Below are 12,725 nucleotides of genomic sequence, written 5' to 3'. Positions count from 1 at the left end.
CTTGTCCAGAGGCTAAAAGAAACTTTTAGCCTCTTTTTATTGCATGAAGGAAGAGGATTTCTCAGTTGACAGGACATGATTAATAAATTAAAATGATGAAATACTTTATAAAAAGTACTTTAATTTGAGTACTTTAATTTTATTAAGGGGATGTAAAAATCATGAAGTTTAAACAGTTCTTAAAAACAAGAGGAGCAATTGCTGCCATCTTTATGGGGATTTTCTATGCGATTGCTATGCTCGGCATCTTCTTGCCAGGTTACTCTGCAATTCCAGGAAATGTAGATAAATTGCCAATTGCCATTGTCAATGATGATGCTGGGGAGTATGGTGCCAAGATTGCGAGTCAGTTAGAGGAGAACTTGCCTTTTAAAAATATTGAAACAGACCTGTCCAACAGCCAAGCGTTAAAAGACTTAGATAAAAACGATTTAGCGTTAGTTGTTCATATTCCAGAAACGTTCTCTGCCGACTTACAAAAAGGAGAAGTTTCATCAAGTATTGATTTCACTATTAATGAGGCAGGTGCAACAACTGTTTCCTCAACAATGAACTCAGTTGTAACACAAATCAATAATCAACTGAGCACACAATTCTCTCAGCAAACAGCTCAAGGTGTGTTGATGAACTTTAATGTGCCTGAAGATCAGGCTGCAGAATTAGCGAATAAAATCGAAACAGCCTACACAGGAAATGTAGTATCCATTAATGAAATTCCAGATGGCATGAATAATAATATGGTGCCGATGTTTTTGACAATGGCAGGTTATGTTGGTGCGATGATTGGTGCAATGCAGCTAGTAGCTGCATTTAAAGCTAGTCGCGGAAAAGCAAGCAAAACAAAACTATTCCTTTATGTACAATCAACTGCATTATTAATTGCTGTAACATCATCATTGATTGCTTTAGGTATTACTTATTTAGTAAACCAGCCAAGCGGTGAATTATTCTTTGGTATGCTTGGCCAGCAAATTCTGAACTATCTTGTTTGCTTTAACTTTACAGCGATTTTGCTTTTCTTAGTGGGGGAAGGCGGTATGATATTGAACTTGCCAATTCTCTTATTCCAAACATTAGCAAATGGTGCAACTATCCCAAGAGATATGATGTATCTGCCATATGAATGGATGAGTCATATTTCACCAATGTATTACTCTGTTCAAGCTTACTTTGCAAACATGTATGGAGGCATTAGCCCAAGTCCATATATATGGTCAATGGTCGCAATTGGTGCTGCAGCGATGTTGATTAATATTGTCATCGTTACATTCGTGCACAAGCATGTACCAGTTGAGAATCAAGAATCAGAGGCAAAAGTTAAGAATGGTGCTGAAATTACCGCTTAATTTTGCTAGAATAAGGATAATTCTCTGTGAAGGAGTACAACCCGCATGTCGACTCAAATTCAAATCTTCATCTTAAGCAGGCTGATGGAGGAAAATAATTATCCTTATAAAATTAAAAAACAGCTTTCAGAGCCAATACCACTTGATCAGCTTGTTGGTTTGACAGAAAGCAAGCTATACTACCACTTTGATTCACTAGTAAAGCAAGGTTTGATTGAAATCGTTGAAATAATAAAAGAAGATCACAGACCAGATAAACAAGTATTTGGCATTACCGAAAAGGGCAGGGAAGAACTGCCAAAGAAAATTTACAAGCTGTTTGATAATGCTGATGCTATTACAGATATGCTCGTAGGTTTATCTAACTTGGATTATGTGGACCGCAACAAAATCATAGATATTCTCGAAAAAAAACTCGACAGCTTTACTGCAAGGTGGGAGCAGGTGAAGACATTTGATAAAGTGGAATTTTACCCAGAAAAAGAAAATCTGCTTCATTTTATAAGCGGATATTATTCAACAAGATCAGACCACACCATACGCTGGATGGAAGAGCTTATCAACAGATTGAAAAGTGAGGAAATATAAGGAGACAAGCCGGAATTAGATTACGGCTTGTCTTTTTTGTCATAATGTAAGTTGATTTAAAAATGCAATTAATGCTAAAAATAGTCAAATTGATACAAGAAATGACGCAAACCTTGAATAATCGATTATAATAATAGATAACTTAAAAAGAATAAGATGGTGATTTTTTTGAAACAAAAAAAACGGAGGATTACGCTTCAAGATGTTGCTAAGCATGCCGGTGTCTCGACTTCAACTGCTTCATTAGTTATTCGCAATCATCCTCGGATTTCAGATGCAACGAAGAAAAAAGTATTATATTCCATTGAAGAATTGGGATATGTATACGACCGGGTTGCAGCTAAATTAAGGTCACAAAGCTCTAAAATTATTGGAGTCATTGTGACGGATATCTCCAATAAATTTATCTCGGAGTTTTTAATAGGTGTTCAACAAACACTTGAGAGCATGGATTATACTGTATTACTGGGAACAACTTTTGATTCTGTCTCGAAACAAGAGCGGTTAATTTCAACGATGGTCGAGCATAGAGTGGACGGATTAATCATAAATGCTGCCTCCAAAACCAATAAAAGTACAATAAGTCAATTAAATCACCTTGAACTGCCTGTCGTGCTCGCAAACAGAGAAGTGGAGCATGTGAATTGCGATTATGTCGGAATTGATTACATAAAAGGTACATACCTTGCTGTAAGTCATTTATTAAAAAAAGGACATACAAGAATTGCCTTTCTCGGCGGCATAAAGATGTCCTCAACATGGAAGGATCGGATGAAGGGATTTCAGGAAGCCCATGATAATGCTGGAGTAGCGGTGGATAAATCACTTATTATTGATGGCTTGCCAACAAGTGAGGGCGGAGTGCAAACAGTTTTAGAGGTGCTTAAAAACCCCAACCCTCCAACAGCTATTTTTTGTTTTAGCGATCTAGTGGCATTTGGTGTTCTGCAAGGTTTAAGCATGCAGGGAATTATACCAGGACAAGACATAGATATTGTTGGGTTTGATAATATTCCTGAAGCAGAAATATATCATCCGCCATTAACAACTGTTTCGTCTTTCCCAAGAACGATAGGAATTAAGGCAGCAACAATTCTATATAATAAATTGGACCAAGATGACTCCATTCAACAAAGAATCATCTTAAATCCAGAGCTAGTTATCAGAGAAACATCAACATAATTTACAGCTGGAGATAATGAAGCGAGAATCTTTATATTAAGAATTTTTTATGCTTTGTTATCTTCTAATTCCTTGTCCAATGCAAGTTTCCCCCATTTTGTAAGTTTATCACCTTGTTAATATGAAATTTAATTCTTGACTCTAAGTAAATTTAGGATTATTATATGTACGTAAAGTAACCGAGGTTACTAAAAATAACTAATTTATTTTTGATAGATTCTTCAGTTTCTATAATTAAATATTTTTAGTAGAACGATGTACTAAATAATTTACCTTAATAGATGCGAAGATATATTTTTTTAGAGTTTAGTAGAACGATATACCAAGAAGAAAGGTGCTGGTTTATTAATTCATTTTGAGATAGTTATATATGCTATGTTCTTTTAGTAGAACGATGTACTAAAAAGGTTGAATAACTAAAAATGAGTCAGCTTGTAAAACCGTGAATTGTGTATAAAAACAAGTTGAAAACAAATAGTAATGGTTGTTAGCGTTTAAGCCTTGAAAATTAGGAGCATTCCATGAAACATAAATATTTAAACATGGCGCTAGGTTTATATATGAGTTATTTCCTGCTAGGAATGATCAATATTATCTTAGCTTCAAATATGAGTTTTTTATCTGAGCAACTGAATGTAGAAAAAACCGATATCAGCTTATTAATTTCTGTCGTAGGAGTAGGGCACTTACTATCAATTAATATTGCAGGACGATTTTCTGATCGTTATGGCAGAAAGCCGTTAGTTGTGGTGGCAACCTTGTTGTATATGGTTTTCTTAATCGGAATTCCGCTGACATCGCATTACCAAATTGCAATGGGACTGGCATTTATTGCAGGTATATGTAATTCCTTACTCGATTCAGGGACATACCCTGCACTTAATGAAGCATTTGATGAAGCTTCCGGAACAGCAACAGTACTATTAAAGGCATTTATATCCTTTGGTGCATCCTTGCTGCCAATCATGATTAACTTTTTCGTTGTGGAAAAACTGTTTTATGGACTAGTATTTTTTGTTCCTGCGTTGCTGTTTCTGTTCAATGGTTTGTTTTTAATGAAGGTCAGCTTTCCGAAGTTTAAGGATGAAAAGGCGCCACAAGACGCCATCATTTCAGAGTCTGCAGCTTCTGCTGGACCGAAGCTTTGGAGAGAAGGAGCAGCACTTATATTATTAGGATTTAGCTCAGTCTCCTTATTTACGGTCGTACAAACATGGCTGCCAACATATGGACAAGAGGTTCTTCATTTAGACAAGCTGAAATCAATTGGATTACTGAGCTTTTACAGTACAGGCGGGCTTATCTCAATTTTATTGCTTGCAGTCCTGTTAAAAAGAACGATAAAACCGATAACGGCCATCGTAATTCTGCCAGCATTTGCGTTCCTTGCATTATTGTTGTTAGTCCTTAATAACAATCCGACGTTGCTGCCTATCATTGCCTTTTGTCTTGGATTATTCATGTCAGGTATCTTTCAATTAACCGTGACGGTCATGATAGAAGTATTTCCACATAAAAAGGGAGTAAGCGTTTCGTATATAAGTGCGGCTGCGAGTATCGCTTTTATTGTAATCCCTTTCATTACAGGTTTGTTTATCAAATACATCGGAGTCTCCTCTGTATTTTTGCTTGACCTTGTTATTGCCTTTATAAGCACGATTCTTGCTTTGTTTATATCAGTTAGCCAACGGAATAAGCTAAGCACTTTAATTGATAAGAAATAATTACTTATAAGAAAATAAGCTTTTGTATTTAGGAGTGTTAAAATGAAAAATCCTTATATTAAATCATCATTTGGAATGTATATGAACTACTTCATGCTTGGCATGATTAATATTATCATCGCCTCCAATATGGATAACCTTTCAGAACGATACGCAGTTACTGTTGGACAAATAAGTCTTCTCGTTTCAGCGATCGGGATTGGAAAATTGATTGCGTTGTTTTTTGTTGGTCGTCTTTCCGACAAATTAGGGAGAAAGCCAGTCATTATCACGGCGAACTTCCTTTATCTTGTGTTCTTAATTGGTGTCCCAACGACAACCAGTTATGTCGTAGCATTTATCTTTGCAATATCTGCTGGTATTGCAAATTCACTGCTTGACTCAGGAACGTATCCGGCTTTAACCGAGTCATTCCCGAAAAAAGCAAGCTCTGCTTCTGTACTAGTAAAAGCATCTGTATCAATCGGTGCAACATTGCTGCCATTTATTATGGCAATTCTAGTTGCTAACGATATATTCTGGGGCTGGACATTCTTTGGACTTGGAGTTTTATATTTACTAACTGGTATTTACTTAATATTTATGCCATTCCCAAATCATAAAAATGTAACAAAAGCAGACGGTGTCGCTGAGACTGTATTTAAAGCTCAGCCGAAGTTTGCAGGGGAAGGGATTGCCGTGATTCTACTTGGCTTCACCTCAACAGCACTGTTTGTTGTATGGCAAACATGGCTGCCACAGCTTGGTAAACAATTTATTGGACTTGATTCAAGCCAAGCAGTGCAATTACTTTCCTTCTTTAGTATCGGTGCACTTGTGTCTGTGTTATTACTAGCTGTTGTACTAGATAAATACATTTCACCAATTATGGTGGCGATCGTATATCCAATCGGCGCATTTATCTCGATGCTTGGACTGTTCATGGTGAATTCTTACGGCATTGTTTTGGTTTGTACATTCTTAATGGGTCTATTTACATCAGGTATTTTGCAATTAGCCTTAAGTATTATGATGAAGCTGTTCCCAAAAAACAAAGCAACTGCATCTTCGTACGTAAATATTGCTTCAAGCGCATCATTTATACTTGTTCCGATAATTACAAGTAGTTTAGTAGGCTCGGCTGGCATATCAATGACATTAGTATTCGATATGGTTATCGCCGTAGTCAGTGTCCTTCTTGCTGTATATGTATTAAGCAGATTTAAAAAGATTTTTGCTTAATAGTTAAAATAAAAATACAAATTTATGAAACTAAGGGAGATTACTATTATGTCAAACGCACACGAAAAAAATATTGATGGAAAAACAAAATTAGTAGGCTTGCTTGCAACACCAATCGGTCACAGTCTATCACCACGTATGCATAATCTTGCCTACACTTTAACAGATCTAAACTATGCATATCTTGCTTTTGAAGTTGGCAATGATGAGCTCGAAGCAACAGTTAAAGGCTTAAAAGCTGCAGGAGCAGCAGGCTTCAATGTATCTATGCCAAATAAAATGAAGGTGTTAGAGTACTTGGACGAACTAGATGATTCTGCAAAATATGCTCGTGCCAGCAACACAGTAGTCAATCGTGATGGCAAATTAATAGGCTACAATACAGATGGACAAGGATATGTAAAAAATTTATTAGAACATGGAGTAACACTTGAAGACAAAAAAGTAACACTTGTTGGCTCTGGCGGTGCGGCAACACCAATCGCTATTCAGTTAGTGCAATCAGGAATCAAAGAAATCAGCATTTTCGCTCGCAATGATGCGTTCTTCGTCCAAGCAGAAGAAAACGCAGATTACATTAATAACGAAATGAAGCAATTCGGCGTTAAAGCTAATATTTTCCCACTTGAAGATAAAGAAGCCTTCCGTCGTGAGGTAGCAGAAAGTGCCATTCTTGCTAATGGTACAAGCCTTGGCATGAAGCCGCTCGATCATTTAAGTATTATTGATGATACATTAGATGTGCTTCGTAAGGATTTAGTCGTAACAGATGTTGTATACAACCCGCAAAAATCTAAATTGTTAGCACAAGCAGAAGAGGCTGGTGCTACAGCTATTAACGGTTTAGGGATGATGTTATGGCAAGGAGCACTAGGATTTAAGCTGTTTACAGGTGTTGATATGCCTGTTGAGCAAGTTAAAGAGATACTATTCGGAGACAATCAATAATCTAATTGATGGGAGAGAGAAGCAATGAAAAAATTCCTTATGTTACATGGCGTCAATCATAATATGTTCGGTAAACGCGATCCGAAGCAATATGGCACAATTACATTAGAAGAAATCAACAGCAATATTCAAGCTTTAGCAAACGAATTGCAAATCGAAGTGGAAGCATATCAAACAAACCATGAAGGAGAAATGGTCGAAAAGATTCACGAAGCCTTCCTTAATGGAATAGATGGGGTAGTGTTAAACGCAGGCGCATGGACACATTACAGCTACGCAATAAGAGATGCATTAGCAATTCTGACAGTGCCTGTAGTGGAAATTCATATGTCTAACATCCATTCGCGTGAAGAATTCCGTCATACATCAGTGTTTGCAGACATTGCAACAGGGCAAATTTCTGGATTCGGTGAGGAAAGCTACTTGCTTGGCATTCGTGCAGCAGTCGCAGCCAGTCAAAAATAAAAAGTATGAGGAAGGCCAGATTATTTGATATCTGGCCTTTTTTGATGCTTATTAAAATGCAGCAGCTGCCTCTTGTGCTTGAATAAGCGCCTTTGCTTTAATTTCCTCCGCTTGTTCAGGAAATCTTTGTTGCCCTTCAATAATAATACTTTCAAAAGAAGACACTTCAAAGAAATTCATCATAACTTCTAAATAACGATTGCTCATTTCATTTTTAGCTTCAGAACCATAAGAATAAATATCACCGCTTGATTGAATATGGAAAGCCTTTTTACCCTTTAATAGGCCAACAGAGCCTTCTTTTGTGTATCTGAAGGTTTTGCCAGAGACAGTCACGGCATCAATATATGTCTTCATGACAGCTGGAATGGAGAAGTTCCACATTGGGTTAACAAAAACATATTTGTCTGCCAATAAGAATTGTCCTCCTAATTCTGCAAGCCGTCCTGTTTTTAATCTTTCAGAGTGTGACAGCTTTTCAAAAGGGGTGCCTGCTTTAAGCTTTTCCCAGCCGTTAAATACATCTCGATCTAAATAAGGTATTTCGGCCTCATACAAGTCAAGATGAACAATATTATCCTCTGGGTGTAATTTTTTATATGCATCTATAAATTCTCGTCCCACTGCCATACTATATGATGTTGTTTCATCATAGGGGTTAGCTGTGATATATAGTATATTAGCCATTTTTATCTCCTTTTTCGTCTTTTAGGTGCGGTTAATAAACATGCAGTAGAGATTTAACTAGTCACTCATCCAGCTTTCACCCCATTGACTTAATGGACCAAGGATTTTTCCTAATTCCATGCCTTTTTCCGTCAATAAGTATTCGGCGCGAACAGGTCTTTCCTTCACAATTTGGCGAATTACGATGCCGTGATCTTCTAACTCCTTCATTCGTTCGGTAAGCATTCGTTTACTTAAATCAGGAATGATTTTGTGTATCTCACTAAAGCGCTTTGGTCCGCTTAACAAAACATAAATAATTAAGCCCGTCCATCTTTTTCCTATAAGCTCAAAGCTTCTTTCCACTTTAGGACCCAATTGATGCTGTTCGTTCATTCATAAATCTCCTTCAAACAAATGATAAATTTTCTTTGTTCTTTTATTATGAGTTTTTATATGTATATTATAAATTAAATTTGTGAGAAGTTTAACAAATTAGCATTATAGTAATTAATAAAAGTAAAAATAGCAAGGAAAAGGGGAGATTTGTTTCTAAGGAGGCCAGTTTCAGTTAGACAAAAATAGAACCAGCCCCACCATTTCTTATCTTAAGCAGATTTTATTCGAGTCTGCATTATTTTTGATACTAAAGCTAACATACTTTTTCTTGATAGTATTTTTGGCAGAATTACAGATGAAAAAATATTTTGGCTGCCATCGACTACAGCAGCTTTTTGTTTTTTTAGCCCTTTATGAACGGTTTTAACGACATCTGCTGGTGTTCGCATTGCCCCAAATGATACTCCGCCATTTTTAAAGAAATTAGTGTCTGTCGCCCCAGGACAAACGGCGATAATCTTAAAGCCTAATGGACTGTATTCCTTATGGAGACCTTCTGTAAATGATAATACAAATGATTTTGTAGCAGCATATATTGCCATAAAGGGAATAGGGTGGAATGCCGCGGTTGATGCGATATTAATAATAGTTCCCGCCTGTTTTCCAGCTGTCATTTTCTGCTGTAAAAATAAATAACATAAATCCATCAAACTAACGGAATTTAGCATAATTTGCTCATGCTGCATTTCTAAGCTAGTGTCTGTTAGTCTTCCGTTTGTTGCGAAGCCTGCATTATTGATCAGAACATCCAGTTCCACTCCTAGTGCATTTAGTTCTGCAAATATTTTTTGGGCGCTATATTCCTCAGTTAAATCCATCGAAAGCGAATATGTAGTTATTCCGTAATTATTTTCCAATAACTTACCTAAGGCTACTAATTTCTCAGTTGATCTGGCGACAAGCACTAAATGATACCCATCCTTAGCATATTTATGGGCAAACTCTTCGCCAATACCTGATGATGCTCCTGTGATTAATGCATATGTACTCATAACAACCACTCCTTTTGTTATTATATATGTCGCAACATATATGTTTAGACATATAATAACTAGAACGAGAAATGTATGTCAAGACATATATTATGATATACTGTATTCAAAGGAGTGAATGGTTTGAGAGAAATCGATAAACTACGCTATTTAATTCAGTGTGTCCAAAGGGAAGGTAATAATAGATTTGCTCATTTGCTTCAAGCAAAAGGGCTTGATATAACGCCAAGTCAAAGTGAAGTCATTACAGTGTTGAGTGAGTTTGGGTCTATGTCGATTGCTGAGCTAGGAGAGCTGCTGCTTTGTAATTCTCAGCATCCAAGCAGGCTTGTCCGAAGACTGTTAGATAAAGATTACATAATTAAAGAAAACTCAAAAGATGACAGCCGAAAAGTCATTATTTCATTGACTGAAAAAGGAAAATTACTAAGCAAGGAAGTAAGCCAGATGGAACAATTATTTAACGAGGAAATAGCAAGTAAAATCGCTGCAAGCAATATTAATTTGCAGGATTTAAATTCACTTTTTGCCAATCAAATTTCAGAAACAACAAGCGAATCGAAAATTGCCAATAGATTTGGTTCTGATAATTAATAAGGATAAAGCTGCTGTTATGCAGCTTTTTTTACATTGCGTAAAATAACCGGTATTTACGTAAATCCATACTGAAAAAGTTGAATTTTTCCATTCTATCCAGTAAGATATTAATGAGAATGAAAATTATTATCAATTAGAGGAGATGAATCCTTTGTCTATATGGAGTAATGCAGTAGAAGTGAGAAAAGCGTTTATAATAGATCAGCTGTTAAGCATCGGTATATATAAAAAAGAAAATGTCCAGTTATATGAGCTAAGTCTTAGTGAATTAGAAAGTGAGTATTACTTGCATATTAGGGGGAAAAGGCTGTGAGGAAAAAGACCTTTAAAGAATTAGTGAATGAAAACAAGAAAATTATATTAGAAGACCAAAAGTCTGTTGAACAAATATACAAGAAGATTGATGATAAACATTTGCAGCCACAGAAATAATAAAAGCCGATAATTGGATTCTCAATTATCGGCTTTTGTGCACCTTATTTCGGAAGAATTATGGTGAATGTACTGCCTTCATCCTTTGCGCTTTCTACATAAATCGTCCCACTGCAAAGCTGGACGATTCGTTTGACAAGGGAAAGCCCTAACCCGTTACCTAGTTTCGAATGAGAGACATCGCCTTGGTAAAATTTATCAAAAAGCCGAGCCTTTGTTTGATTGTCCATCCCAATGCCGTCATCCTGGATTGTAAATATAATTTTATCGTTTTTATTTGAAAGACTAATATGAATTGCGCTGCCGTTGTGGGAAAATTTAATGGCGTTATCAATCAAATTAACCCAAATTTGTTGTGTTAAATCTTCATTGCCGCTGAAGGTGACATTATCTAATTCCACATTAACAGCTATATCTTTAGCTGACCACTTTGGTTCCATTAGCACGATTGTTTTCCTAATTTGTTCGTCTAACCTAAACGGCAGTTTATCAGAAATAATTTCTATATGCTCATATTTCGATAATGCCAATACATTTGTAGACAGAGCAGCTAAACGCTCTGATTCTGTCATGATGATATGAAGATACTCTTGCCGTTCTTCCTCTGTCAAATTGTTTTCCTTTAAGAGCTTAGCAAATCCTCTGATTGATACGATTGGTGTTTTAAATTCATGAGAGAAATTATTAACGAAATCACTTCTTAATGTTTCGATACTGGAAAGTTCATAGGTCATTTTATTGAAGCTTTGCGACAGCTCCTCCAATTCGCCAATGCCCTTTATATTAACCTTGACTGAAAAATCGCCATCGGCAACCTTATGTGTAGCATCAATAACGGTTCTGATCGGATTTAAAGCTTTTTTGCTGAGAAAAGCAGTCAGCGAAGTACCAAGCAATATGCAAAAGCCGACAAAGCCAAAGAAGGGGAGGGCTTTTGTCATATCACTATGTTTTACATAACCTATATAGTTTAAAAAGATAGTAATAGCCAGTGCAATAATAAATGTTGCCACAAATACAAAAAATACAAAAATAACTAATGTTATGGCAAGACTTAATCTTTTTTTAAAGAACTCTCTCATGCTCTTTTCACTGCCTTATAGCCAAGACCTCTGACAGTTACGATATCAAAGTCAGACCAATCTTTAAACCTGTCCCGTAAGCGATTAATATGAACATTTAATGTACGGTCATTCGTTTCTGATTCGAGCCCCCAAATTTCGTCCATCAGCTGCATACGTGTAAAAATCATGTTCGGATAGGAAAGCAGTTTAAACAAAAGATAAAATTCCTTTGGAGGCAATGCAATCACAGTGTCTCTGTTTGTAACAGTCAATGCATCATAATCTAAGACTGATTTACCAACTGTCAGTTTATGTTCACTTGCTATTTGGGCTCTGCGCAGCAATGCTTTAATACGCAGTACCATTTCCTCTTCATCTACTGGCTTTGTCATATAATCATCTGTACCAGCAAGAAACCCTTGTTTTTTATCGTTTGGTTCCTGCTTTGCTGTAACCATTAAGATAGGCAGATGCTCCCATGAGGAGCGGAGCTGTCTTGTTAATTCATAACCGTCCATATTTGGCATCATCAAATCAAGCACCACTAGATCAACATGCTGACTATCCATAAAGTGAAGTGCAGAGATGCCATCCTCTGCAGCATATGCATCAAAGCCATACTGCTTTAATACTGCACACATAAGCTTTCTTGTATTCACATCATCTTCAACCACTAATATTTTAAACATAAATTAGCTCCTCCATATAACTATTATGACATAAAAAATTTTAGCGTTGAAATGTAAACTGAAAATCAATTATTTCCTACACAATGTTTATATTGAGTTTACTTTGCAAAGCTATATTGGAGTCACAGTAAAAGAAAATAACATATTGTATATATAACAGGGGGAAGAATGCAGTGTCTTATACTATAGTATTTACTAATTACGAAATAAGGGGAGAAAGTGAGCGATTAATTGAAGAATATAAGCTCAGCCTATCAGAATCAAAAGCAGAGACAGAAGAATTATTAAAAAAGCTAAATTATCACTTTATTGGCAATGATGATATTTGGGGCTTTCGCAGCGGTTATTTCATGAGTATTGCTGAAATTATTCCATTAACATTAGGGAGTGATTCTTATTGATATTAAAACAA

16 protein-coding genes are annotated in these 12,725 nt (G+C 36.2%); 11 read left to right on the top strand and 5 right to left on the bottom strand.

Going from position 1 to position 12,725, the window contains the following annotated elements; genetic code table 11:
- Nucleotides 1–161: 161 nt before the first annotated feature.
- From CEQ21_RS05430 to aroQ, 7 genes are all read left to right on the top strand, one after another.
- Entirely contained in the window at nucleotides 162–1,346 is a 1,185-nt protein-coding gene (locus tag CEQ21_RS05430) for a YhgE/Pip domain-containing protein (RefSeq protein ID WP_185763604.1), read from the top strand.
- A gap of 45 nt (nucleotides 1,347–1,391) precedes the next feature.
- A complete protein-coding gene (locus tag CEQ21_RS05425) occupies nucleotides 1,392–1,934 on the top strand; it encodes a PadR family transcriptional regulator (protein WP_185763603.1) in 543 nt (180 codons plus the stop codon).
- A 156-nt stretch (nucleotides 1,935–2,090) separates the two neighbouring features.
- Complete coding sequence (locus CEQ21_RS05420; RefSeq protein ID WP_185763602.1) at nucleotides 2,091–3,116, top strand: LacI family DNA-binding transcriptional regulator; 1,026 nt, start codon at nucleotides 2,091–2,093, stop codon at nucleotides 3,114–3,116.
- Between the two features lie 521 nt (nucleotides 3,117–3,637).
- Nucleotides 3,638–4,840: an MFS transporter gene (locus CEQ21_RS05415; RefSeq protein ID WP_185763601.1), complete on the top strand. Its 1,203-nt coding sequence runs from the start codon at nucleotides 3,638–3,640 to the stop codon at nucleotides 4,838–4,840.
- Between the two features lie 42 nt (nucleotides 4,841–4,882).
- Nucleotides 4,883–6,061: an MFS transporter gene (locus CEQ21_RS05410; protein WP_185763600.1), complete on the top strand. Its 1,179-nt coding sequence runs from the start codon at nucleotides 4,883–4,885 to the stop codon at nucleotides 6,059–6,061.
- Nucleotides 6,062–6,109: 48 nt separating this feature from the next.
- The gene (gene aroE / locus CEQ21_RS05405; RefSeq protein ID WP_185763599.1) at nucleotides 6,110–7,009 is read left to right on the top strand and encodes a shikimate dehydrogenase; all 900 of its coding nucleotides are present in this window, start codon (nucleotides 6,110–6,112) and stop codon (nucleotides 7,007–7,009) included.
- A 24-nt stretch (nucleotides 7,010–7,033) separates the two neighbouring features.
- The gene (gene aroQ / locus CEQ21_RS05400) at nucleotides 7,034–7,474 is read left to right on the top strand and encodes a type II 3-dehydroquinate dehydratase (protein ID WP_185763598.1); all 441 of its coding nucleotides are present in this window, start codon (nucleotides 7,034–7,036) and stop codon (nucleotides 7,472–7,474) included.
- A 51-nt stretch (nucleotides 7,475–7,525) separates the two neighbouring features.
- Here the strand turns inward: aroQ and CEQ21_RS05395 are convergent, their stop codons facing one another.
- From CEQ21_RS05395 to CEQ21_RS05385, 3 genes are all read right to left on the bottom strand, one after another.
- Entirely contained in the window at nucleotides 7,526–8,161 is a 636-nt protein-coding gene (locus CEQ21_RS05395; protein ID WP_185763597.1) for an FMN-dependent NADH-azoreductase, read from the bottom strand.
- A 57-nt stretch (nucleotides 8,162–8,218) separates the two neighbouring features.
- Nucleotides 8,219–8,536, bottom strand: coding sequence for a winged helix-turn-helix transcriptional regulator (locus CEQ21_RS05390; protein WP_185763596.1), 318 nt, complete (start codon nucleotides 8,534–8,536; stop codon nucleotides 8,219–8,221).
- 212 nt (nucleotides 8,537–8,748) lie between these two features.
- The gene (locus CEQ21_RS05385; RefSeq protein WP_185763595.1) at nucleotides 8,749–9,531 is read right to left on the bottom strand and encodes an SDR family NAD(P)-dependent oxidoreductase; all 783 of its coding nucleotides are present in this window, start codon (nucleotides 9,529–9,531) and stop codon (nucleotides 8,749–8,751) included.
- Nucleotides 9,532–9,654: 123 nt separating this feature from the next.
- Here CEQ21_RS05385 and CEQ21_RS05380 point away from each other — a divergent pair, with 123 nt between their 5' ends.
- The 3 genes from CEQ21_RS05380 to CEQ21_RS05370 all read left to right on the top strand — a co-directional run bounded on the left by CEQ21_RS05380 (nucleotide 9,655) and on the right by CEQ21_RS05370 (nucleotide 10,560).
- On the top strand, nucleotides 9,655–10,125 hold the full coding sequence (locus CEQ21_RS05380) for a MarR family winged helix-turn-helix transcriptional regulator (RefSeq protein ID WP_185763594.1): 471 nt from the start codon (nucleotides 9,655–9,657) through the stop codon (nucleotides 10,123–10,125).
- Nucleotides 10,126–10,279: 154 nt separating this feature from the next.
- Entirely contained in the window at nucleotides 10,280–10,441 is a 162-nt protein-coding gene (gene fbpA / locus CEQ21_RS05375; RefSeq protein ID WP_235907171.1) for a Fur-regulated basic protein FbpA, read from the top strand.
- Nucleotides 10,438–10,560, top strand: a complete 123-nt coding sequence (locus CEQ21_RS05370) for an FbpB family small basic protein (protein WP_185763592.1) — start codon at nucleotides 10,438–10,440, stop codon at nucleotides 10,558–10,560. The genes fbpA and CEQ21_RS05370 overlap by 4 nt, the downstream gene beginning before the upstream one ends.
- Before the next feature lie 44 nt (nucleotides 10,561–10,604).
- Here CEQ21_RS05370 and CEQ21_RS05365 read toward each other — a convergent pair whose 3' ends face one another.
- The gene (locus CEQ21_RS05365) at nucleotides 10,605–11,642 is read right to left on the bottom strand and encodes a HAMP domain-containing sensor histidine kinase (RefSeq protein WP_185763591.1); all 1,038 of its coding nucleotides are present in this window, start codon (nucleotides 11,640–11,642) and stop codon (nucleotides 10,605–10,607) included.
- Complete coding sequence (locus CEQ21_RS05360) at nucleotides 11,639–12,313, bottom strand: response regulator transcription factor (RefSeq protein ID WP_185763590.1); 675 nt, start codon at nucleotides 12,311–12,313, stop codon at nucleotides 11,639–11,641. The genes CEQ21_RS05365 and CEQ21_RS05360 overlap by 4 nt, the downstream gene beginning before the upstream one ends.
- 173 nt (nucleotides 12,314–12,486) lie before the next feature.
- Here CEQ21_RS05360 and CEQ21_RS05355 point away from each other — a divergent pair, with 173 nt between their 5' ends.
- The gene (locus CEQ21_RS05355) at nucleotides 12,487–12,714 is read left to right on the top strand and encodes a hypothetical protein (protein WP_185763589.1); all 228 of its coding nucleotides are present in this window, start codon (nucleotides 12,487–12,489) and stop codon (nucleotides 12,712–12,714) included.
- The last annotated feature ends 11 nt before the right edge of the window (nucleotides 12,715–12,725 follow it).

The sequence above is a fragment of the Niallia circulans genome (assembly GCF_007273535.1).
GTDB classification, from domain to species: Bacteria; Bacillota; Bacilli; order Bacillales; family Cytobacillaceae; genus Niallia; species Niallia circulans_B.
Note: the sequence above shows the minus strand (reverse complement) of the source record. Positions and strands in the feature narration are given on the sequence as shown.